This window comes from Bradyrhizobium sp. UFLA05-153 (genome assembly GCF_054185185.1).
The window spans coordinates 30517-52545 of the sequence record NZ_JBBIAM010000007.1 but is presented as its reverse complement, the minus strand read 5'-3'; the positions used below and the strand labels follow the sequence as shown (position 1 = coordinate 52545).

The following is a 22029-nucleotide window of genomic DNA, read 5'->3' as shown; positions in this document are numbered from 1 at the left end:
ATCATGCGCATCACCATTCTCTTCGGCGGCTCCAACAGGGAACGTCTGGTCTCGGTTGCAAGCGCGCAGGCCCTGCACCAGGCGTTGCCTGAAGCCGATCTCTGGTTCTGGGATGTCCAGGACAAGGTGCACGTCGTCCAGTCAAAGCAGCTCGCCGAACACGCCCGTCCCTTTGAGGACGAGTTCAATCCGGGCACGCGCGGAATTCCGCTGGAACAAGCGCTGGACCAGGCGAAAGCGGAGAACCGTGTGCTGGTGCTTGCGCTACATGGCGGCTGCGCCGAGAACGGCGAACTGCAGGTGATGTGCGAATCGCGCGGCGTGCCCTTCACTGGATCGGGCTCGGCATCCTCGCATCTCGCCTTCGACAAGATCGCCGCCAAGCAGTTTGCCGCGCTCGGCGGCGTGACGCCACCGACAGGTATTGCGCTGGAAGACATCGACGACGCCTTTGCCGAATACGGCAGGCTGATCGCAAAGCCGGCGCGCGATGGTTCGAGCTACGGCCTGATCTTCGTCAACGCCAAGCAGGATCTGGTTGCTGTTCGCAACGCTGCGAAGCACGAAGAGTACGTCATCGAGCCCTACATCGCCGGCATCGAGGCGACCTGCGGCGTGCTGGAGCGGCCGGACGGCTCGATGATCTCGCTGCCGCCGATCGAGATCATCCCGGGCGAGGGCAATTTCGACTACGCCGCAAAATATCTGCTCTCATCGACCCAGGAGATCTGCCCCGGCCGCTTCTCGCCGGAGGTCACGGCCGCGCTGATGGACCAGGCGATGCGGGCGCATCGGGCGATGTCCTGCACCGGCTATTCCCGGTCGGACTTCATCGTGTCGGACAAGGGCCTGGTCTATCTCGAGACCAACACGCTGCCCGGCCTCACCAAGTCCTCGCTCTATCCCAAGGCGCTGAAGGCGCAGGGGATCGAGTTCGTCGACTTCCTGCGCGACCTGATCGAGCTCGCCGAACAGCGCGTGCGGAAATAATTAGGGTTGGTTAACGGCCGGCCGGGCGAAACAGCCCGTTTTGGAACCCAAAATCGGTAAAATGCCGGAGATGGCGGCATAAATGCCTCACAAGACGAGGCAAAAAGCTCCGGCCGTTAACGAAGTTTACCTTTTGTTTACCAGGAAGTCCGAAGGTTAACGCTGGCGGCGCATATGGCGATTTGGCTGCCGGCGCGTGGGCTGTCACGGGTGTTCCCGTCTCCGGCCAACGCTTTGAAGGGGAGAGGCTTCTTCTGCTGAAGACCACCCGGCCGGCCGGTCCGAGACGTCATGGGCGCCAGGACCCGCGAGATTTCCGCGGGCTAACTGTTGACGAGCTCGTGCAATGGATGGTGCAGGCAGCCTCACCCGGTCAGTACTTCGATCTCTGAGGCCCCAAGCTGACCTGAAGGCGGCCGCTGTTGGAGCGGTCGTGCTTCTGCGCGAGTGGATCGAGCAGAAGCGCCAGGACAAGCGCGAAGAGAAGCTCCAGGAAAAGCGCGCCCGCGCCAAGGCTCTTCCGGAGCGCGAGCCGACGCCGCGCATCGTCGCGCTGGTCGAGCGCTTCCTGCCGCGCCGGGTCGGGATCAGCCTGACAGTCATCCTGCTCGCCGGCGCCACCGGCCTCGGCATCGTCAAGGGCGGCCATCTCCAGGATTTCATCACCGCGGTCAGCGATGCCCGCAATGCGCTGGCCAATTCCGCCGGCTTCCGAATCACCTCCGTCGTCATCAACGGCCGCAAGCAGCTCAGCCAGGACGAGATCCTCGCCATCGGCGGCGTCAGCGGCCGCTCCTCGCTGCTGTTCCTCGATGCCGACGGCCTGCGCGACAAGCTCAAGGCCAATCCCTGGATCGCGGATGCGACCGTGCTGAAGCTCTATCCGGGCCAGCTCCAGATCGACATCACCGAGCGCAAGGCGTTCGCGCTGTGGCAGGAAGCCGGCCGGCTCTCCGTGATTGCCGACGACGGCGCCGTGCTCGAGCCCTATGTTTCGCGCCGCTTCCTGACGCTGCCGCTCGTGGTCGGCAAGGGCGCCGCCACCCAGGCGCGCGATTTCCTCGCGCTCCTCGCGCGTTATCCGCAGGTGCAGTCGGCGACCAAGGCGGCGATCTTCATCGGCGAACGCCGCTGGAATCTGCGGTTGAAGGACGGCCTCGACGTGCGGCTCCCCGAGCAGGACGTCGGCAATGCGCTTGCCGCCCTGTCCAAGCTCGACAAGGAGGAGAAGCTGTTCTCCAGGGACATCGTCGCCGTCGACATGCGTCTGCCCGATCGTCTCGTAGTGCAGCTCTCCGACGACGCCGCAAAGGCGCGCGAAGAGCTGTTCAAGGCAAAGCAGCCGAAGAAGAAGGCCGGTGATTCCGCATGACCGGTCTCGATCGCACCCAGACGCCGAAGACCCGCCCGATGCCGCATAAGCGCGCCGGGCTCGTCGCCTGTCTCGACATCGGCACCAGCAAGATCGCCTGCATGATCGCGCGGCTGAAGCCGTCCGCGCCGAGCGAGGCGCTGCGCGGCCGCACCCATGCGGTTGAATTGACCGGCTACAGCCAGATCCAGGCGCGCGGCATGAAGGCCGGTGCGGTGATCGATCTCGGCGAATGCGAGCAGGCGGTGCGCCAGGCCGTCGGGCTTGCGGAAAAGATGGCCAAGGTGCGGGTCGAATCCGTGCTGCTGTCGGTCTCCGGCGGCAGGCTCGCCGGGCATATGGTCGAGGCTGCCGCCGACATCCGCGGCGGCGCGGTCACGCCGGCCGACGTCAGTCGCGTCACCTCCACCGGCATGCGTCATGCCACCGGCGAGGGCCGCACCGTGCTGCACGCGCTGCCCGTCGGCTACACGCTCGATGGCGTCAAGGGCATCCGTGATGCCCGCGGCATGGTCGCGCGCCAGTTCGGCGTCGACATGAACGTGGTGACCTGCGACGCCACCGTGGCGCGGAACCTGATGCTGGCTGTGGAACGCTGCCACATCAACGTCGAAGCCATGGCGGCGAGCCCCTATGTCGCCGGCCTCTCCGTGCTGACCGACGACGAGGCCGATCTCGGCGCCGCCGTCGTCGAGATGGGTGCGGGCACCACGACCATCGCCGTCTATTCCGGCGGCCGCTTCGTGCATGCGGCAGGCTTTGCAGTCGGCGGCCATCACATCACGATGGACCTGGCGCGCGGACTGTCGGCGACCATCGCCGACGCCGAGCGAATCAAGACGCTCTATGGCACTGTCATCACCGGTGGATCGGACTCGCGCGAGCTGATGTCGGTGCCGACCGCAGGCGACGAGCAGGATCTGCCGCAGATCGTCTCCCGCGCCACCATCGCCAACATCGTCAAGCACCGGGCCGAGGAAATCTTCGAGATGGTCCGTGACAAGCTGAAGGAATCGCCCTTCGCGGCCGAGCCGAATGGTCGCATCGTTCTCAGCGGCGGTGCCTCGCAACTCACCGGGCTCGTCGAGCTCGGCACGCAAATTCTCGGCCGTCCCGTGCGGATCGGCCGACCGCTCGGCTTCGGCCGGCTGCCCAATGAGGCGAAGAACGCCGCCTTCGCGGTGCCCGCCGGGCTCCTGGTCTACCCGCAATATGTTCACCTTGAACATGTCGAACCGCGGCATACGCGGCAGATTAAGACAGGGACCGGCGGTTATTTCGGAAAGGTCGGACGATGGCTTCGCGAGGGCTTCTGATGACAGGTTTCCACATTCCCGGATTTTCACCAACTCCCGCGGCCGCCGGCCGGGGCGAACCCACGCGCACGTGATCGAGAGGCAACCATGACCATCAGCATCAACGTTCCTGATATTCACGAACTGAAGCCGCGGATCACCGTGTTTGGCGTCGGCGGCGCCGGCGGCAACGCCGTCAACAACATGATCACGGCGGGCCTTCAGGGCGTCGACTTCGTGGTCGCCAACACCGACGCGCAGGCGCTGACGATGTCGAAGGCGCAGCGCATCGTGCAGATGGGTACGCAGGTCACGCAAGGCCTCGGTGCCGGCTCGCAGCCGAACGTCGGTGCGGCTGCCGCGGAAGAGGTGATCGACGAACTCCGCGACCATCTCTCGGGCGCCAACATGGTGTTCGTCACCGCCGGCATGGGCGGCGGCACCGGCACGGGAGCCGCTCCTGTCATCGCCAAGACCGCGCGCGACATGGGCATCCTCACCGTCGGCGTGGTGACCAAGCCTTTCCACTTTGAAGGCGGCCGCCGCATGCGCACCGCTGAAGCGGGCATCAACGAGCTGCACAAGGTCGTTGATACGCTCCTGATCATTCCGAACCAGAACCTGTTCCGGGTCGCCAACGAGAAAACCACCTTCGCCGACGCCTTCGCGATGGCTGATCAGGTGCTCTATTCGGGCGTTGCCTGCATTACCGACCTGATGGTGAAGGAAGGCCTGATCAACCTCGACTTCGCCGACGTCCGCGCCGTGATGCGTGAGATGGGCAAGGCGATGATGGGCACGGGCGAAGCCTCCGGCGACAAGCGCGCGCTGACCGCCGCTGAAGCTGCGATCGCCAACCCGCTGATCGACGATTCCTCGATGAAGGGTGCCAAGGGCCTCCTGATCTCGATCACCGGCGGCAAGGACCTCACCCTGTTCGAGGTCGACGAAGCCGCGACCCGCATCCGCGAGGAGGTCGACCAGGACGCCAACATCATCGTCGGCGCCACCTTCGACGAAGCCCTCGACGGCCTGATCCGCGTCTCGGTCGTTGCCACCGGCATCGAGCAGGCGGCGATCGCCCGCAACAGTCAGGCCTCGAGCGCACCGGCCGTCGCCGTTGCCGCCCCGCATGCTCCGGCCGCCGTGGCTGAAACCCGGCTCGCCGATCTCACCGCGCGGCTGCGGGCGGACAATCAGCGGCTCGCCGAGCGTGCCCAGAAGCTGGAAGCGCAGATCCCGCAGGCGGCGGCCGCTCCGGTTGCTGCCGCCCCCATGGCGCCGCGTCCCAATGTCGAGCGCGCTGCGCTGGCTGCGATTGCCGCCGCTGTGGCGCCGGAAGTGCCGCATGCGCCGGCGCCCCAGACCTATGGCGACGTCACCGTGCGCCCGATCGCGCAAAAGCCCTCGCTGTTCCCCGAGCCGGAAGCAGCACCCGTCGCGATGCATGAGCCGATGACGCCGGAAACCTTCATCCCGCCGCAGGCCGAGCGACCGCCGCTGCGAGCGCCGCGGATGCCGCGCCTCGAGGACCTGCCGATGCCGGCGCAGGCGGAGATTCGCCAGGGCCGCGAGACCGAGGACGAGCCGACTCAGAAGACTCGCCTGTCGCTGTTGCAGCGCCTTGCCAATGTCGGCCTCGGCCGTCGCGACGAGGAGAGCGAGCCGCCGGTCGTCGCCCGCACCGCAGCTCCCGCTATGCCGCCGCTGCCTGACCGCAAGCCACAGCGCAGCGTGGCTCAGCAGATCGCAGCTACCGAGCCGGTATCAGAGTATGCCCGCCGACCCCCGCCGCAAGGCTTGGACGTCCACGGCCGCCCCGCGCCTGTTGCGCCGGCGCCACAGGGAGACGACCATCTTGATATCCCGGCCTTCCTCCGCCGTCAGGCGACGTGAGGATTGTTACAATCAAGACGACGAAAAAGGTCCCGGCGAAATGTTCGCCGGGACCTTTGCTTTTGGCCTGCGGGATCTCGGCTGGCAGAGGCAACCGACTGATTTTAAATGATTAATTATGCATTTCGTGATGCAATAAAGTTGCCGAGACCGGCTCCAAACGTGGCGCAAATTGGTTCACGCCCCGCCTGAATGCGGCAGAGTTGGGGTAACAATTGGTAAAAAAGCGTGAGTTGGCTTGTTTGGGGCAGTGACTATGGTTTGCGCGTGACTTGGGGATACGGAGATTCGAGCTGGTGCCTCAGACGGCCAGTTCGGTCCGGTATAAGTCGCAGTGGGTCGTAGGGTGGGCAGTTCCTGATGAAATTTAGCCGGCAAACAACGCTCCGCGCGCAGGCCACAGTGGTTGGCGTCGGCGTTCATTCCGGTCTCCCCGTAACGCTGACCTTGGGGCCTGCACCTGTTGATGCAGGCCTGGTTTTTGTCCGCACCGGCCTCGAAGGTTGCGACCGCGAAGTGCAGGCCACTGCCGAGCAGGTCATCGCGACCGATTTTGCGACCGTGCTTGGCGACAGCGACGGTGCGCTGGTGTCGACGGCCGAGCACGTGCTTGCTGCTTTGCGTGGCATGGGCGTGGACAACGCGACCATCGAGATCGACGGTCCGGAAGTACCGATCATGGACGGCAGCGCAGCGGCGTTCGTCGCGGCAATCGACCAGGCCGGTATCGTGAGCCAGCCGGCGCAGCGCCGGTTCATCCAGATTTTGAAGCCGGTCTCGGTTGCGATCGGCGATTCCTTCGGCGAGCTGCGGCCTTACGCCAACGGCTTCCGCGCCGAGATCGAGATCAATTTCGCCAATCCGGTGATCGGCCGGCAGGCCTACACGTTCGAGCTCAGCCCGGAACGTTTCCGCCGCGAGATCGCGCGGGCCCGCACCTTCGGCCTGATGTGCGATCAGGCGCGTCTCTGGAGCGCAGGCTTCGCGCGCGGCGCCTCCTTCGAGAACACCGTCGTGTTCGACGAGGAGCGGCTGCTGAATACCGAAGGCCTGCGCTACGCCGACGAATGCGTGCGCCACAAGGTGCTGGACGTGGTGGGAGATCTGGCGCTGGCTGGCCTGCCGTTGCTGGGCGCCTATCGTTCGGTCCGCGGCGGCCACAAGCTCAACCACGCCGTCCTGACCGCGCTGCTTGCCGATCGGACCGCCTGGCGGGTGGTCGAGGGTGAGGCGGCTCGCCGCACCACGCGTCCCGTTGTCGAGGTCGGCAGCGGTATCGTCGGTGGCCGGATTGCCGCCGCCTACGGGCCGGACGTGTCCTGAACGACCGATTCCGGCCGCTTTGGCCCTTTACGCATTTCCTGGTAACCATGATCGGCTAGCTTCAGTGCACCGTCGCCTTAATCCGGGCGAAATGCCTGCCTATCCGGGACCTTAACGATCGTTTTTGGGTTACACCGGCTTGGGTCGCATGGCAGGGCGCCGAAGCACGGGCAAACTTATACGGCAGATTTCGCGGCCATGGCGGGGTCATGGCGCGGCGGGCAGCGCATCACAGGGCGTCAGGTCTTAAATTCATGTCAGCACAGCGTATGACGCGCGAATCATTCACGGCTTCGCTCGCACCCTCGGCACGGCGGTTGCTGCAGGCTGCCGCGTTCCTCGCGGTCGCGCTGCCGCTCGGTGGCTGCGGCACTGGCGAGCTGTGGGACAAGTTCACCGCCAAGGACGACACCTTCGTCGAGGAGCCGGCCGACAAGCTCTACAATGAGGGCCTGTACCTCATGAACGAGAAGAAGGACATCAAGGCGGCGAACAAGAAGTTCGAGGAAGTCGACCGGCAGCACCCCTATTCCGACCTCGCCCGTAAGTCGCTTCTGATGTCGGCTTATGCGTCCTATCAGGCCGGCGACTATGACAGCTGCATCGGCTCCGCGAGCCGCTACGTCACCCTGCATCCCGGCAGCCCGGACGCGGCGTACGCGCAGTATCTGATCGCGGCCTCCCATTACGACCAGATCCCTGACATCAGCCGCGACCAGACCCGCACCGAGAAGGCGATCGCCTCGCTCGAAGAGGTGGTGCGCAAATATCCGAACTCCGAATATGCGACCAGCGCCAAGTCCAAGATCGAGGGCGCACGCGACCAGCTCGCCGGCAAGGAAATGGCCGTCGGCCGCTATTACGCGCAGAAGCGCGACTTCACGGCCGCGATCAACCGCTACAAGACCGTGGTCACGCAGTACCAGACCACGCGCCACGTCGAGGAGGCGCTCTACCGCCTGACCGAGGCCTATATCGCGATCGGCATCGTCGGTGAGGCGCAGACCGCGGCCGCCGTGCTCGGGCACAATTTTCCTGACAGCCGCTGGTACAAGGACGCCTATAATCTTGTAAAATCCGGCGGTCTCGAGCCGAGCGAGAATCAGGGGTCCTGGATCAGCAGGACCTTCAAGAAGATGGGCCTCGGCGGCTAGGAAATTTTGGGGTTCCATGCTGGCGCGTCTGTCGATCCGTGACATCGTCCTGATCGAACGGCTCGATATCGAATTCGCAACCGGCCTTGCGGTTTTGACCGGCGAGACGGGCGCGGGAAAATCCATCCTGCTCGATGCCTTTGCGCTGGCGCTCGGCGGCCGCGGCGATGCCGGCCTCGTGCGCCACGGCGCGGAGCAGGGGCAGGTCACGGCCGTGTTCGACGTGCCGAAGGCCCATCCCGCGACGAAGATCCTCGCTGAGAACGGGCTGGAAGATACCGGTGAGATGATCCTGCGCCGCGTGCAGCTCGCCGACGGCCGCACCCGCGCCTTCATCAACGACCAGTCGATCAGCGTGCAGACCCTCAAGGCGGTCGGCGCTGCGCTGGTCGAGATCCACGGCCAGCACGACGAGCGCGCGCTGGTCGATGCATCCACGCACCGCCGCCTGCTCGATGCCTTTGCCGGCCTCGAAAAGGATGTCACAGCCGTCGAAGCGCTGTGGGATGCGCGCCGCACCGCCAACACCGCGCTGGAGGAGCATCGCACGGGCATGGAGCGCGCCGCGCGTGAGGCGGATTATCTGCGCCATGCCTCGGACGAATTGAAGCAACTCGCGCCGAAGGACGGCGAGGAGACTTCGCTGGCCTCCCGCCGCACCACCATGATGCAGGGTGAGAAGATCGCCTCCGACCTGCGCGAGGCGCAGGAAATCGTCGGCGGACACAATTCGCCGGTCGCGGCTCTTTCGGCGGCGGTGCGAAGGCTGGAGCGCCGCGGCGTCAATTCGCCGGCGCTGGTCGAGCCCGCGGTGAAGGCGATCGACGCCGCGATCAATTCGTTGGAGGAGGCCGACCAGCATCTCCAGGCCGCACTCGCCGCAACCGATTTCGACCCCTTGGAGCTCGAACGCATCGAGGAACGGCTGTTCGCGCTGCGCGCCGCCTCGCGCAAATATTCGACGCCGGTCGATGGCCTGGCAGCGCTTGCCGCGAAATACGCGGCCGATGTCAGGTTGATCGATGCCGGCGCCGAACAGTTGAAGAAGCTCGAGCAGGCCGCAATCGAGGCCGACGCGCGCTACGCCGGCGCCGCAAAGAAGCTGTCAGTTGCGCGGCAGAAATCGGCGGAAAAGCTCAACAAGGCCGTCAACGCCGAACTCGCCCCGCTCAAGCTCGAACGCGCGAAATTCATGACCCAGGTGGAGACCGATGAGCGCGCGCCGGGACCGCAGGGTTTCGATCGCGTCGAGTTCTGGGTGCAGACCAATCCGGGCACCAAGCCGGGGCCGATGATGAAGGTCGCCTCCGGCGGCGAGCTGTCGCGCTTCCTCCTCGCGCTGAAGGTCGTGCTGTCCGATCGCGGCTCGGCGCCGACCCTGGTGTTCGACGAAATCGACACCGGCGTCGGCGGTGCGGTGGCTGACGCCATTGGCGCGCGGCTCGCGCGGCTTGCCGGCCAGGTGCAGGTGATGGCCGTAACCCACGCCCCGCAGGTCGCCGCCCGCGCCGACCAGCATCTCCTGATTTCCAAGGACGCCCTCGACAAGGGCAAGCGCGTCGCCACCCGCGTCAATGCGCTCGCCGCCGACCACCGCCGCGAGGAGATCGCGCGGATGCTGGCGGGCGCGGAGATCACAGCGGAAGCGAGGGCGGCCGCGGAACGGCTGCTAAGGGCGGCGACGGCTTAATTTTCGTGTCCCGGACGCGCGTAGCGCGAGCCGGGACCCAGAGCGCTGCCACATGGGCCCCGGCTCTGCAGCGCATCGCTGAAGAAGCGCTGCGCTGGGTCCGGGGCACGAAACCGTGACCCGCCTTTACCCTCGCGCCGCGTCTGTCGTATTCAAGCACCATGGCAAGAGCAGCAAAATCCAAACCGCTTCCCGACGTCGCCGATCTCACCAAGGCGCAGGCCAAGGTCGAGCACGTGCGGCTTGCCCTCGAACTCGAGGGGCACGACAAGCGCTATTACCAGGACGACGCGCCGACCGTTACCGACGCCGAATATGACTCGCTGCGCCAGCGCTTCAATGCGATCGAGAAGCGCTTCCCGGAATTCGTCAGCGCGGAGTCGCCGTCGCAGAAGATCGGCGCGGCGCCGTCCGGACGCTTCAGGAAGGTCCGGCACGCGGTGCCGATGCTGTCGCTCGACAATGCCTTTGCGGAAGAGGACGTGCGCGATTTCGTCGGCCGCATCGCGCGCTTCCTGAAGCTTGCCGATGACAGGATCGATTTCTCCGCCGAGCCCAAGATCGATGGGCTCTCGATGTCGCTGCGCTATGAGGGCGGCGAGCTCGTCACAGCTGCGACGCGCGGCGACGGCGCGGAAGGCGAGGACGTCACTGCCAACATCCGTACGCTCGAGGACGTGCCGAAGAAGCTCAAAGGCCGCAACGTCCCCGACATCTGCGAGGTGCGCGGCGAGGTCTACATGACCAAGAAGGCATTCCTGGCGCTCAACGAACGGCAGAAAGCGGCGGGTGACACCATCTTCGCCAATCCGCGCAACTCGGCCGCGGGCTCGCTGCGGCAGAAGGACCCCGGCATCACCGCCTCGCGCCCGCTCGGGTTCTTCGCCTATGCGTGGGGGCAGATGAGCGCGATGCCGGAGGGCACGCAGAGCGGCATGATCCACTGGTTCGAGCGCTGCGGTTTCAAGACCAATCCGCTGACGAAGCTTTGTCACTCCGTCGAGGAGCTGCTCGCGTTTCATCATTCAATCGAAGAGCAGCGTGCCGAGCTCGACTACGACATCGACGGCGTCGTCTACAAGGTCGATCGCATCGACTGGCAGGAACGGCTCGGCTTCGTGTCGCGCACGCCGCGCTGGGGCATTGCGCACAAGTTTCCGGCCGAGCGCGCCATGACCGTGCTGCGCGACATCGAGATTCAGGTCGGCCGCACCGGCTCGTTCACGCCGGTCGGCAAGCTCGAACCGATCGGCGTCGGCGGCGTGATCGTGCAGAACGTCACGCTTCACAACGAGGACTACATCAAGGGCATTGGCAACAAGGGCGAGGTGCTGCGGGAGGGTCGTGACATAAGGATCGGCGACACCGTCGTGATTCAGCGCGCCGGCGACGTCATTCCGCAGGTCGTCGACGTCGTCATCGACAAGCGGCCCAGAAACGCGAAGGAATTCCACCTCCCGAAGAAGTGCCCGTGCCCGCTGCACACTGACGTGGTGCGCGAGGAGACGGCGACGGGCGAGGAGGGGTCGCGCGCCCGCTGCACCGGCGAGTTCGCCTGTCCCTATCAGAAGATCGAGCATCTGAAGCTGTTCGTGTCGCGGCGCGCGTTCGACATCGATGGCCTCGGCGAGAAGCAGCTTCAATACTTCTTCGACGAAGGTTTTGTGAAGGAGCCCGCCGACATCTTCACGCTACAGAAGCGCAACGCGAAGCTGAAGCTGGAGGAGATCGAGGGTTACGGCGAGACCTCGGTGCGCAACCTGTTCGGCGCGATCGAGAGCCGGCGCAACATCGCCCTGGAGCGCTTCATCTATGCGCTCGGCATGCGTCATGTCGGCGAGACCACGGCCCTGGCGCTAGCGCGCGGTTATGGTTCCTGGGACGCCTTCCACGACGCCTGTCTCAAGGCCGCCAAGGGCGACGAGGAGGCGATTGCCGACATGGATGCGCTCGACCAGATCGGTGACACCGTGATCAAGAGCATCGCCGACTATTTTGGCGAGAGCCACAACCGCGGTATCGTCGAGCGGCTGACAGGCGAGGTCGATATCATCGACGCCGAGAAGCCGAAGAGCAATTCGGCCGTTGCCGGCAAGACGGTGGTGTTCACGGGCTCGCTGGAGAAGATGACGCGAGATGAGGCCAAGGCGACCGCGGAGCGGTTGGGTGCGAAGGTGTCGGGATCGGTGTCGAAGAAGACTGACCTCGTCGTTGCCGGCCCCGGCGCGGGATCAAAGCTCGCTGAAGCCAACAAGCACGGCGTCAAGGTGCTGACCGAAGACGAGTGGCTGAAGCTGATCGGGGAGTGAGGCGGTACGTTCGCCCCTTGCTCCGCCGTCATCGCCCGCGAAGGCGGGCGATCCAGTACGCCGCGGCTTCTCTGTTTACGACCGCTGTCTCTGGAATACTGGATCCCCCGCTTTCGCGGGGGATGACGCTGAGATTGTTGCAACGACCATCGCTAGCGCGACAGCTACATCATCCCGCTCTCTTCCTCTTCCGCCTGCTCGATCAGCTCTTCGCTCACCACGACCTCGCGCCGCGGTACGACGAAGATCATGGTGGAGGCGCACAGCAGCGAGATCGCTGTTATGGCCGAGGTCAGTGGCAGCGTCGTCGCGGAGTGGCCGCCGAGATAGGCGCCGAACTGCGATACCAGCGAGCCGATGCCCTGCTGCAGGAAGCCCATCGCGCCTGACGCAGTGCCGGCGGCTTCGGGACGGACGCTGATGGCGCCGGCGGCCGAGTTCGCCATCACGAAGGCATTGCCGACCATCACGATCATCTGCGTGCCGAACAGCCAGCTTGGTGCCTCATTCCAGCCCGTGAGGCTCCAGACAAGGTTCAGGACGCTGCCGCTGAGTTGCAGCGCGAGCCCGAACCAGATCAGCTTCTCCAGCGAATGCCGCGGCGCAAAGCGCACGCAGAGGAGATTGCCAACCAGATACGCAAACGCCGTGGTCGCGAACCACGCGCCATATTCGGCGCTGCTGCGGCCCATCTGCGTGACCACGATGTAGGGACCGCCGCCGGCGAAGGTGAAGATGATCTGCGAAGCCAGCACCTGGCACAGCACATAGCCCACGAAGGCGCGATTGCGGATGAGGCTGCCGACGTCGCCGCGAAAGCCGCTGCCGGCGGCGCGGGCGCGGCGCGTCTCGGGCAGCGCCAGCGCGATGCCGACAGCGACTATAAGCGCGCCTCCAGTGATGGCGTAGAAGATCGCGCGCCAGCCAAACGCGGTCTCGATCAGGCCGCCGGTCAGGGGCGAGAGCATTTGCGCGATCATCATGACGGCGATGACGAGGCTGATCATCGCGCCGACGCGCTCGCGCTCGTAGAGGTCGCGGATGATGGCGCGGCTCACCACCATGCCGGTGGCGCCGCCCAGCGCCTGGAAGAAGCGTGCGGCGATCAGTTGCGGCAGGTTGTCCGCGAAGATGCAGGCAATGCTCGCACCGACCATCAGCGCCAGCCCTGCGAGCAGCACCGGCCGCCGGCCGAACCGGTCCGACAGTGGTCCCATGATGATCTGCGAGCAGGCGATGCCGACCATGTAGAGCGACACCGTCATCTGCGCGACGGAGATGTCGCGACCGAACGTCGTCGCCAGCACCGGCAGTGCCGGAACCAGCATGTAGAGCGAGATTGGCGCGACGCCGGTCATGGCGACGAGCAACATCAGCATCACGCGCGAGGTCGCGAGGTTCTGTTGCGCCGAGAGCGTCGGCTTGCCCATCATGCCATGCATGGATCGACACTAGCCGCATCGCGGGACCAGCGAATACGGATGTTTCGGCATGCGGCCATGCGCGATGCTGGCACCGCAAATTTACTGTCACCAGACACAGCGCGGCCGCCACAAAGCAGGTGTCATCGCCCGGCTCGACCGGGCGATCCAGTACGCCGCGGCTTCTCCGTATACGACTGCTGTCTCTGGAATACTGGATTCCCCGCCTTCGCGGGGAATGACGGCGGAGGTCGGGGCGAGAGCGTTGCGCTGAACGCGAGAATGCTATGCAGCGCTACGTCAGCTCCGCCGTCGCCTCATCGAGCCACGCCTTGGTGGCCTCATCGAGCGCCAGCCGCACTTCGGCCCTGACGCGGGCGTGGTAGGCGTTGAGCCAGTCGCGCTCATCCGTGCTGAGCATTGCCACATCGATCAGGCGGCGGTCGATCGGCGCGAGCGTCAGCGTCTCGAAGGCGTTCATCGGCTTCTCGGCGCCCGCGATGTCGGCGGCAACCACGAGCTCGAGATTCTCGATGCGGATGCCAAAACCGTCGGTCTTGTAGTAGCCGGGCTCGTTGGAGAGAATCATTCCGCGCTTGAGCGGCGTGGTGCCGAGCTTCGAAATCCGCGCAGGCCCCTCATGCACGGAGAGATAGCTGCCGACGCCGTGGCCGGTGCCGTGCTCGAAATCGACACCGGCGGCCCACAGATATTGCCGTGCCAGAGTGTCGAGCTGCGCGCCGGTGGTGCCGTCGGGAAACACCGCGCGCGCGATCGCGATATGGCCGCGCAGTACGCGCGTGAAGCGGTCGCGCATCTCCGCGGTGGGCTCGCCGACGGCCATTGTGCGCGTGACGTCGGTGGTGCCGTCCTCGTACTGCGCGCCGGAATCGATCAAGAGCAGATCGCCGCGCGCGATCCGCCGGTTGCTTTTGCGGGTGACGCGGTAATGCACGATGGCGCCGTTCGGGCCCGTGCCGGAAATGGTCGGGAACGATACGTCCTTCAGTGCGCCGGTGTCACGGCGGAACGTCTCCAGCGCCTCCACCGCGTCGATCTCGGTCAGCTTGCCCGAGGGTGCCTCGCGATCGACCCATGCGAGGAAGCGGGCCAGCGCCACCGCGTCACGCCGGTGCGCGGTCTTCGTCCCTGCGATCTCGGTGGCATTCTTGACTGCCTTCAGCAGCGTCACCGGATCGGCGCCGCGCAGCGGCTTGCCACCGCTGCTCGTGATCAGCCGGCTGAGCGCATCGGCGGCCGTCGCATTGTCCAGCGCGATCGCCGCGCCGCTCTTGGCGAGCGCCATCAGCGTCGGCGTCAACGCATCCGGCTCGCGCACGTCGGCGGATCGCTCGAGATGGTCGCGCGTCAGGTTGGAGAGCTTTCGGTGGTCGATGAACACGGTTGGCCGGCCGTCCTTCGGCACCAAGGCGTAGGACAGCGGCAAGGGCGTGTGCGCGACGTCGCCGCCACGGATGTTGAAGCTCCAGGCCACCGCATGGCTGTCGGACAGTACCAGCGCATCGGCGCCGAGCTTGCCGATCTCGCTACGGATCTGCGCGGCCTTCTCCGCCTCCGCGATCCCCGCATGTTGCAGGGCGTGAATCACGACCGGCGCGATTGGCGCGGGCGGCCGGTCGTGCCACACGGCATCGACCGGGTTCGAGTCGACCGCCACCAGCTCGGCGCCGGCCTTGGCGCAGGCGGCGGACAGGCGTTCGGCTGCCGCAAAGGTGTGCAGCCACGGGTCAAAGCCTAGGCGGTCGCCCGCCTTCAGATGCACGGAGAGCCAGGTTTCCGGTGGCGGTTCGATCAGCGACTCGACGGCCCAGGCCTTTGTGTCGACCTGCTTGGCCGCTTGCAGCGTATAGCGGCCGTCGACGAACACCGCGGCCTCCTGCGGCAGCACGACCGCCAGTCCCGCCGAGCCCGTGAAGCCGGTGAGCCAGGCCAGCCGCTCCTCCGACGGCGCCACATATTCATTCTGCTGCTGGTCGGCGCGCGGAATGACGAAGCCGGTCAGCTTGCGGCGGGCGAGTTCTTCGCGAAGTGCCGCAAGGCGCGCGCTCAATGCGACGCCGGCTTCCGGCTCCTCGAATGTCTGGAAATGAGCTTCGAACATGCTGTGACTATCTTAGGGTGATGGGGATTGCTCCGCAATGTGGACGCAATCGTTGTGCATTGGCATAGACCGTGCTTGCGAAGTTCCATTCGCGTCGAGTGGAGTAAAGGATGCGGCTTTTGCGCTTCGTCCGGGTAACAGGGCAAAACGAGCAAGTGGTTCATCTCAACGGCGAGGGGACACACGATGCCTGCGTTCACGTTTGAAAAGATCTCGCCTCCGGTCCGCCGTGGACCGTCCTCCCCCGAGCCAGAGAAGCCACGCGGCGTCCTCTACCAGATGATCGACCGCTTCGCCGAGCGCCGCGCCAGGCGGATCTTGCGTGAGGAGCGCGCGCCCGTCCGCCGCGACGACAAGGTGGCGGAGTAGCTAGGGCAGCATCGACGACTGCGTAGGGGGGGCAAAGCGACTTGTCCGCCGTAGCTCGAAGAGCGAAGGCGGAAGCGTGCCCACCACTTTTATCGCCAGGTGTGGATCGATGGTGGGCACGGCGCGCGAAGAGCGCGCCTTTACGCACCCTTGTAACAGCACCTCACCCGACCCGTCGCAGCAACAGGCTGCTCCAGCCCTCGATCCGCAAGTGTCGTATGGGCACGAGGCCGCGCGCGCGGTAGGCGGCGATCACGGCAGGGGCCTGGGGCGTCAGGAGGCCCGATAGGATGACGTGCGCCCTCGGCGCAAGGTGCCGCTTCATGGGACCTGCCAACTGCCGCAGGGGGTTGGCGAGGATGTTGGCCAGCACCAGGTCGAACGGTCCCCACGCGCCAAAATCGGGCGCGGCAAAGCCGGTGGCGCGGATCGCATGCACGTGGTGACCGGTCTCGTTCAGGCCAGCGTTCTCGCGGGCCACGCGCACCGAGGGCGGATCGATGTCGCTCGCCAGCACCGCGCGATGCAGCGCCTTGGCCGCCGCGATCGCCAGCACGCCGGTCCCGGTACCGAGGTCGAGCACGCGCTTCGGCCTAGAACCTTTCAAGATATGGTCAAGCAACAGTAAACAGCCGCGCGTCGTGCCGTGATGGCCGGTGCCGAAAGCCAGCGCCGCCTCGATCTCGATGGCGAGCTTGTTCGGCGGCACACGGTCGCGGTCATGGCTGCCGTGGACGACGAAGCGTCCGGCCGGAACGGGCACGAGGTCTTCTAGGCTCGCCTTGACCCAATCCCTGGCCTCGACGCTGTCGAACACCAGCGTGTCCGCGATCCGGCTACCTGCCGTTTCAGCGATGATTCCCCTCAGGAAATCCTGATCCGGCGCATCCGCGAAGTGCAGCGTGACGTCCCAGCGCCCATCGGGCTGCTCGAATGCCGCGACCGCCGCGTCGCCATCGAAAAAGATCTCGGTCAGGACATCGACAACGCGCTTGGCGGCGGCCTCGTCGCCGATCGCAAAGCTCGCGCGGTGGGTGGGTGAGGGGGGCATTTGCTTCAAATATACTCGCTCAATTCGGTCCAATTTGATGAGTTATCGCCTCGCATCATTCTCAAAACTTGTGCTTCCCGCGTTTATTCAACTTTAGGTTCCGCTCCGTAGATTACCGGATGTTGGGTGCAGCCAACGCAACTGGAAATTGGAGGCAAATCTTGAAGCGCATGGTTCAAAAGTTCTGGTCCGATGAGTCCGGCGCCACCGCGATCGAATACGGTCTGATCGCAGCCGGCATCGCCCTGGCGATCATTACCGTGGTCAACAGCCTGGGCACCAGCCTGAATGACAAGTTCGGTTCAGTTAGCAGCAACTTGAAGTAATTTCCGCCTCCCTTTTCCGAGCGGGGGCTATTGCATTGAAGACCACGACCGACGCCCGCGGGGGGAACGCCCCTTGCGGGCGAAGTCGTTTTTGGCGCGGCGGCGGTGCCCGGTAGTGTCTCTTTTTAAATCTGGCGGCCGATTTTTCTGATCCCATCGCGGGGGCTGTACAAGAAAGTGCAAGTCAATGACTAAACTGTTTCTCCTCCACCACGTCCATGAGTTCGACGACGGCCACGAAGAGATAAAGCTCATCGGGGTTTACAGCACCCGAACCAACGCCGAGGCAGCGCTGGCAGCCGTCCGCAATCAGCCGGGCTTTCGTGACGTTCCGGAGGGATTTACGATTGACGAATGCCTATTGGACCCAATGCGACCAGGATGGTCAGAGGGCTACGTGACGGCATTCCCAGACGGCACATTTTCAAGCTGAGACCGATCCGGTGCTCACAGGCTTTCAGCCGTTAACCCAAGGACGATCCACCGGCTGGTCCACAGGGATATCCCGGCGTTGTCCCCAGGATATCCCCGGCATGGTCCCCAGGATTTCCCACGATCCTCGCGCTACCTGTCCCTGCGCGTCGGACAGGCCTGTGCACAGGCTATCCACACACCTATCCACGGCCAGCGAACAACGAGCGATGATCCTTCAGGATCGCCCGCGCCGCATTGTGGCCGGGGGCGCCGGTGACGCCGCCGCCGGGATGGGCGCCGGAGCCGCAGTGATAAAGGCCCTTCAGCGGCCCGCGATAGTCGGCGTGTCCCAGCATCGGGCGGGCCGAGAACAGCTGGTTCAGCGTCAGCGCGCCGTGGAAAATATCGCCGCCCAAGAGGCCGAATTGTCGCTCGAGATCGAGCGGGGACAGGATCTGGCGGCCGAGCACGAGGCCTGCAAAGCCCGGTGCATATTCGTCCACCGTCGCGATCATGAGGTCGGCGACCTCCTCGCGGTGGTCGTCCCACGATTTGCCATCGGGCAGCTCCGGCGCGACGTGTTGGCAGAACAGGCTCGCGACGTGTTTTCCTTCGGGCGCGAGCGAATCGTCGAGCGTCGAGGGGATCAGCATCTCCACCACGGGTGAGCTGCTCCAGCCCTGCGCGCGCGCGTCGAGATAGGCGCGGTCCATGTAGCCAAGGCTCGGCGCGATGATGATGCCGGAGGTCAGATGATCGCCGTCGCCAGGGAGCGCCGTGAAAGACGGCAGGCGGTCGAGCGCGACATTCATGCGGAAGGTGCCGGAGCCGTTCTTCCAGTGCCGGATGCGGGCGAGGAAGTCGGCAGGGACGGCGTCCGCCGCGACGAGGCGCGTGTAGAGCAGTTTTGGGTTGACGTTCGAGACAACGTATTTTGCGCGGATGCTCTCGCCGCTTTCGAGCACGACGCCGACAGCGCGATCGCGCTCGACGATCACCTCGCGCACGCCGGCGTCCGTTTGAATCGCAACGCCCTGGTCGCGCGCGGCGCGCGCCATGGCCTGCGTGATCGCGCCCATGCCGCCGATGGCATGGCCCCAGACGCCCTTTTTGCCGTTCACCTCGCCAAAGGCGTGGTGCAGCATCACGTAGGCCGAGCCCGCCGCATAGGGGCTCGCGTAATTGCCGACGATGGCGTCGAAGCCGAACAGCGCCTTGACGAGATCGTGCTCGAAGCGCTCGTCCAGCATCTCGCCGGCCGAGCGCGTGAACAGGTCGAGCAGGCTGCGGCTCTGCTCCAGCGTGAGCTTGCGCAGGATGTTGGCGCTTTGCAGCGCGTTGACACTCTCGCGGATCGCGCCCGCGCCAAAGCTCTCCACGAGGTTCGGCGGCGCGCGCAGCACGAACTGGCGCAGCACGTCGGCGATGGCCTCGAGCTCGCGCGAAAAGCCGTCGAGCGCCTCGGCATCATGCGCGCTGAGCCGGGCCACGTGCTCCTTCGTTCGTCCCTCGCCGGTGAGGAGATAACTGCCATCGGGCGCGGGCAAAAAGTTCTGCGCGCGGCGCTCGACGACGCGTAGGCCGTGCTCGGCCAGCTTCAAGTCGCGGATGACCTGCGGATTGAGCAGGCTCACAGTATAGGCGGCGACCGAATTCTTGAAACCGGGATGGAACTCTTCGGTCACCGCGGCACCGCCCACCACCTTGCGCCGCTCGACCACCGTCACCCGCAGCCCCGCCATCGCGAGATAGGCCGCGCAGGTGAGGCCGTTATGGCCAGCGCCGATGATGACGACGTCGGTTTCGGTCATGAAAGGTTCAACATTCTCGACTGTTGCCGCAGAGGCGGTCCCGGAAATGACGTCTGTATATCAGGCATTCCCTGTCGCGACAGTCCCACCATTTATTGCCCGTTCATGCGCCTTGTGCTCCATTGCGCGCGTCCGGCGGCCGCCGGGATTTTGCCGGAGCTTTCATGGATTCGATCGTGCCTCCCGCCGTCACCGAGCAGCCGTCCGCCTCGCGCAACCGGCTGGTGCTGACGGTCTACACCGCCGCGATCTTCGTCAGCGCGCTGCTGCTGTTCTCGGTGCAGCCGCTGTTCACGAAAATGGTGCTGCCGCGGCTCGGCGGCTCGCCGGCAGTGTGGTCGGTGGCGATGGTTTTCTTCCAGTCGTTGCTGCTCGCGGGCTACGCCTATGCGCATTTCCTGATGCAGATCAGGAACCGCGCGATTCCGGTCGCCATCCATCTCGTGCTGCTGGTCGTGGCCTTGCTGACGCTGCCGCTCGGGATCGCGCATTCGTTCGGTGAGCCGCCGACCTCGGGCTATGCGTTCTGGCTGCTCGGCCTGTTTGCGGTGTCGATCGGGCTGCCGTTCTTCGCGCTCGCGGCCAACAATCCGCTGCTGCAGGCCTGGTTCGTCCGCACCGGCCACCCGGATGGCCCCGATCCCTATTTCCTCTACTCCGCCTCCAACATCGGCAGCTTCCTCGCGCTGTTGTCCTATCCGGTGCTGCTGGAGCCGGTGTTCACGCTGCGCACGCAGAACATGCTCTGGACCGCCGGCTATGGATTATTGATCCTGCTGATCGCCGGCTGTGGCGTGCTGCTGCTGCGCTCGCCGGCTCTCGCTGCGGCCGACGCGCGGACCGAGGACACGAGCTCGCCGGCGCCGAGCTGGCTCGTTCGCGCACGCTGGATCTTCCTTGCCGCGGTACCCTCCGGCCTTCTGATCGCGGTGACCGCGCACATCTCGACCGACGTTGCCGCCGCGCCGCTGCTCTGGGTGGTGCCGCTGTCGCTTTACCTCTTGACCTGGGTGCTGGTGTTCCAGTCGCGGCCGCTGTTGCCGCACAAATGGATGCTGATGCTCCAGCCGCTCGCCATTGCGGGCACCGTGATCCTGCTGGCTTTCGGCGGCGAGCAGAACCTCCTGCTGACGCTGGGCGGCCACCAGCTCTGCTTCTTTGTCATCGCGATGGCCTGCCATGGCGAATTGGCGCGCACGCGGCCGGCCGCGAAATATCTCACCGGCTTCTATGTCGCGCTGTCGTTCGGCGGCATGGTCGGCGGCCTGTTCGCAGGCCTCGTCGCGCCCTTCACTTTCTCCTGGATCGCCGAATATCCGATCCTGATCGCACTTGCCGCGCTATGCCGGCCATCGGCGGGCGAGCGGCTTGCCCCGGTCATGAAGTGGTACTGGCTCGTGCTCGCCGCGCTCGCGATCGCGCTGGTGGCGCCATCCTATTCAACCGGCCAAATCCCAGAGCAGGTCACGACCTGGTTCGAGGATCACCGCGTCTGGATCGCCGGTGGCGTCGGCCTGCTCGCAGCGCTTCTGGCGCTCGCGCTCAATGCCAACCGCTGGAAGATCTTTGCAACGATCGTGCTCGCGCTGGCGCTGACCCGCGTCTATCCGGCGGACGAGGGTCGTGTCGTCACCATTCGCAGCTTCTTCGGCGTGCACAAGATCGTGGTGACGCCTGGCGGCTACTTCCACGTGCTGATGCACGGCACCACGATCCACGGCGCCGAGCGCTTCCTCAACAATGACGGCACGCCGGTCGAGGGGCGGCCCGAGCCGATCACCTACTACCACAAGGACGGCGGCATCGGTCAGGCCATCACCGCCATACGCGAGCGCAAGGGCGCGCCGCTCAAGGTTGCCGCCATCGGCGTCGGCTCCGGCACGCTCGTCTGCGCCGCCGAACCCGGTGAAAGCTGGAAGTTCTTCGAGATCGACCAGACCATGGTCGATACAGCAAGCGATCCCAAATATTTCCGCTACATCTCGAGCTGCGCGCCGGGCCTGAAGCCAGTGATCGGCGATGCGCGCCTGACCTTCGCCAAGGAGCCCGACGGTCTCTACGACCTCATCATCGTCGACGCCTACTCCTCGGACGCGATCCCGATCCACCTTGCGACCGAAGAAGCGATGAAGATCTACAAGGACAAGCTCGCCCCGCATGGCGCGGTCGTGATGCACGTCTCCAACCGCCATCTCGACCTCGAGCCGGTCGTAGTCGGCATTGCCGATGCCAACGATCTCAAGAGCTGGGTCTACAACGAGGATTCCGGGCGCGACGCCGACTACATCTTCTCGACCGACGTCGTGGTCTCTGCGCGCGAGGAAGCCGATGTCGGCAAGCTCGCCTCCTCCAAGCAATGGGAGGAGATCGAGGCCGACGACAAGGTGCGGGTGTGGACCGACGACTACTCCAACATCATCGGCGCGCTGTATCGGCGCCTGCGGGATGGGGAGTAACGCTGTTGGGAGAGTAGAACATCTCGTGTC

Annotated in this window: 16 protein-coding genes; 12 read left to right on the top strand and 4 right to left on the bottom strand. The window is 65.3% G+C overall.

The window, feature by feature from the left end; translation table 11 throughout:
* Nucleotides 1-3: 3 nt before the first annotated feature.
* From Q2941_RS06780 to ligA, 8 genes are all read left to right on the top strand, one after another.
* On the top strand, nucleotides 4-990 hold the full coding sequence (locus tag Q2941_RS06780; protein ID WP_027522342.1) for a D-alanine--D-alanine ligase family protein: 987 nt from the start codon (nucleotides 4-6) through the stop codon (nucleotides 988-990).
* Between the two features lie 346 nt (nucleotides 991-1336).
* Nucleotides 1337-2362, top strand: a complete 1026-nt coding sequence (locus tag Q2941_RS06775; protein WP_027522341.1) for a cell division protein FtsQ/DivIB — start codon at nucleotides 1337-1339, stop codon at nucleotides 2360-2362.
* The gene (ftsA, locus tag Q2941_RS06770; RefSeq protein WP_027522340.1) at nucleotides 2359-3678 is read left to right on the top strand and encodes a cell division protein FtsA; all 1320 of its coding nucleotides are present in this window, start codon (nucleotides 2359-2361) and stop codon (nucleotides 3676-3678) included. Before Q2941_RS06775 ends, ftsA begins: the two co-directional genes overlap by 4 nt.
* Nucleotides 3679-3765: 87 nt before the next feature.
* Nucleotides 3766-5553, top strand: a complete 1788-nt coding sequence (gene ftsZ / locus Q2941_RS06765) for a cell division protein FtsZ (protein ID WP_458191992.1) — start codon at nucleotides 3766-3768, stop codon at nucleotides 5551-5553.
* 360 nt (nucleotides 5554-5913) lie between these two features.
* Complete coding sequence (lpxC, locus tag Q2941_RS06760) at nucleotides 5914-6876, top strand: UDP-3-O-acyl-N-acetylglucosamine deacetylase (RefSeq protein ID WP_027522338.1); 963 nt, start codon at nucleotides 5914-5916, stop codon at nucleotides 6874-6876.
* 254 nt (nucleotides 6877-7130) lie between these two features.
* The gene (locus Q2941_RS06755; RefSeq protein ID WP_027522337.1) at nucleotides 7131-8030 is read left to right on the top strand and encodes an outer membrane protein assembly factor BamD; all 900 of its coding nucleotides are present in this window, start codon (nucleotides 7131-7133) and stop codon (nucleotides 8028-8030) included.
* Between the two features lie 16 nt (nucleotides 8031-8046).
* Nucleotides 8047-9720, top strand: coding sequence for a DNA repair protein RecN (recN, locus tag Q2941_RS06750; RefSeq protein WP_027522336.1), 1674 nt, complete (start codon nucleotides 8047-8049; stop codon nucleotides 9718-9720).
* A gap of 161 nt (nucleotides 9721-9881) precedes the next feature.
* The gene (gene ligA, locus Q2941_RS06745; protein ID WP_027522335.1) at nucleotides 9882-12029 is read left to right on the top strand and encodes an NAD-dependent DNA ligase LigA; all 2148 of its coding nucleotides are present in this window, start codon (nucleotides 9882-9884) and stop codon (nucleotides 12027-12029) included.
* 164 nt (nucleotides 12030-12193) lie between these two features.
* Here the strand turns inward: ligA and Q2941_RS06740 are convergent, their stop codons facing one another.
* Complete coding sequence (locus Q2941_RS06740; RefSeq protein WP_027522334.1) at nucleotides 12194-13471, bottom strand: multidrug effflux MFS transporter; 1278 nt, start codon at nucleotides 13469-13471, stop codon at nucleotides 12194-12196.
* A 274-nt stretch (nucleotides 13472-13745) separates the two neighbouring features.
* On the bottom strand, nucleotides 13746-15572 hold the full coding sequence (locus Q2941_RS06735; protein ID WP_027522333.1) for an aminopeptidase P family protein: 1827 nt from the start codon (nucleotides 15570-15572) through the stop codon (nucleotides 13746-13748).
* Between the two features lie 186 nt (nucleotides 15573-15758).
* Here Q2941_RS06735 and Q2941_RS06730 point away from each other — a divergent pair, with 186 nt between their 5' ends.
* Entirely contained in the window at nucleotides 15759-15941 is a 183-nt protein-coding gene (locus Q2941_RS06730) for a hypothetical protein (RefSeq protein ID WP_254111186.1), read from the top strand.
* Between the two features lie 163 nt (nucleotides 15942-16104).
* Here Q2941_RS06730 and Q2941_RS06725 read toward each other — a convergent pair whose 3' ends face one another.
* Complete coding sequence (locus tag Q2941_RS06725; protein ID WP_027522331.1) at nucleotides 16105-16992, bottom strand: 50S ribosomal protein L11 methyltransferase; 888 nt, start codon at nucleotides 16990-16992, stop codon at nucleotides 16105-16107.
* A 170-nt stretch (nucleotides 16993-17162) separates the two neighbouring features.
* Between Q2941_RS06725 and Q2941_RS06720 the strand changes: the two genes are divergently transcribed.
* Complete coding sequence (locus tag Q2941_RS06720; RefSeq protein ID WP_156944231.1) at nucleotides 17163-17318, top strand: Flp family type IVb pilin; 156 nt, start codon at nucleotides 17163-17165, stop codon at nucleotides 17316-17318.
* 187 nt (nucleotides 17319-17505) lie between these two features.
* A complete protein-coding gene (locus tag Q2941_RS06715; protein ID WP_458191991.1) occupies nucleotides 17506-17751 on the top strand; it encodes a DUF7336 domain-containing protein in 246 nt (81 codons plus the stop codon).
* A 181-nt stretch (nucleotides 17752-17932) separates the two neighbouring features.
* Here the strand turns inward: Q2941_RS06715 and Q2941_RS06710 are convergent, their stop codons facing one another.
* A complete protein-coding gene (locus Q2941_RS06710) occupies nucleotides 17933-19543 on the bottom strand; it encodes a phytoene desaturase family protein (protein ID WP_027522328.1) in 1611 nt (536 codons plus the stop codon).
* A 164-nt stretch (nucleotides 19544-19707) separates the two neighbouring features.
* Here Q2941_RS06710 and Q2941_RS06705 point away from each other — a divergent pair, with 164 nt between their 5' ends.
* Entirely contained in the window at nucleotides 19708-21999 is a 2292-nt protein-coding gene (locus Q2941_RS06705) for a spermidine synthase (RefSeq protein ID WP_254111189.1), read from the top strand.
* Nucleotides 22000-22029 lie beyond the last annotated feature (30 nt).

What these genes read in the sequence shown, in the direction of transcription:
- Q2941_RS06780 (WP_027522342.1), top strand. Translation starts at nt 4, where the DNA reads ATGCGCATCACCATTCTCTTCGGCGGCTCCAACAGGGAACGTCTGGTC.
- Q2941_RS06775 (WP_027522341.1), top strand. Translation starts at nt 1,337, where the DNA reads ATGGATGGTGCAGGCAGCCTCACCCGGTCAGTACTTCGATCTCTGAGG.
- ftsA (WP_027522340.1), top strand. Translation starts at nt 2,359, where the DNA reads ATGACCGGTCTCGATCGCACCCAGACGCCGAAGACCCGCCCGATGCCG.
- ftsZ (WP_458191992.1), top strand. Translation starts at nt 3,766, where the DNA reads ATGACCATCAGCATCAACGTTCCTGATATTCACGAACTGAAGCCGCGG.
- lpxC (WP_027522338.1), top strand. Translation starts at nt 5,914, where the DNA reads ATGAAATTTAGCCGGCAAACAACGCTCCGCGCGCAGGCCACAGTGGTT.
- Q2941_RS06755 (WP_027522337.1), top strand. Translation starts at nt 7,131, where the DNA reads ATGTCAGCACAGCGTATGACGCGCGAATCATTCACGGCTTCGCTCGCA.
- recN (WP_027522336.1), top strand. Translation starts at nt 8,047, where the DNA reads ATGCTGGCGCGTCTGTCGATCCGTGACATCGTCCTGATCGAACGGCTC.
- ligA (WP_027522335.1), top strand. Translation starts at nt 9,882, where the DNA reads ATGGCAAGAGCAGCAAAATCCAAACCGCTTCCCGACGTCGCCGATCTC.
- Q2941_RS06740 (WP_027522334.1), bottom strand. Translation starts at nt 13,471, where the DNA reads ATGCATGGCATGATGGGCAAGCCGACGCTCTCGGCGCAACAGAACCTC.
- Q2941_RS06735 (WP_027522333.1), bottom strand. Translation starts at nt 15,572, where the DNA reads ATGTTCGAAGCTCATTTCCAGACATTCGAGGAGCCGGAAGCCGGCGTC.
- Q2941_RS06730 (WP_254111186.1), top strand. Translation starts at nt 15,759, where the DNA reads ATGCCTGCGTTCACGTTTGAAAAGATCTCGCCTCCGGTCCGCCGTGGA.
- Q2941_RS06725 (WP_027522331.1), bottom strand. Translation starts at nt 16,992, where the DNA reads ATGCCCCCCTCACCCACCCACCGCGCGAGCTTTGCGATCGGCGACGAG.
- Q2941_RS06720 (WP_156944231.1), top strand. Translation starts at nt 17,163, where the DNA reads ATGGTTCAAAAGTTCTGGTCCGATGAGTCCGGCGCCACCGCGATCGAA.
- Q2941_RS06715 (WP_458191991.1), top strand. Translation starts at nt 17,506, where the DNA reads ATGACTAAACTGTTTCTCCTCCACCACGTCCATGAGTTCGACGACGGC.
- Q2941_RS06710 (WP_027522328.1), bottom strand. Translation starts at nt 19,543, where the DNA reads ATGACCGAAACCGACGTCGTCATCATCGGCGCTGGCCATAACGGCCTC.
- Q2941_RS06705 (WP_254111189.1), top strand. Translation starts at nt 19,708, where the DNA reads ATGGATTCGATCGTGCCTCCCGCCGTCACCGAGCAGCCGTCCGCCTCG.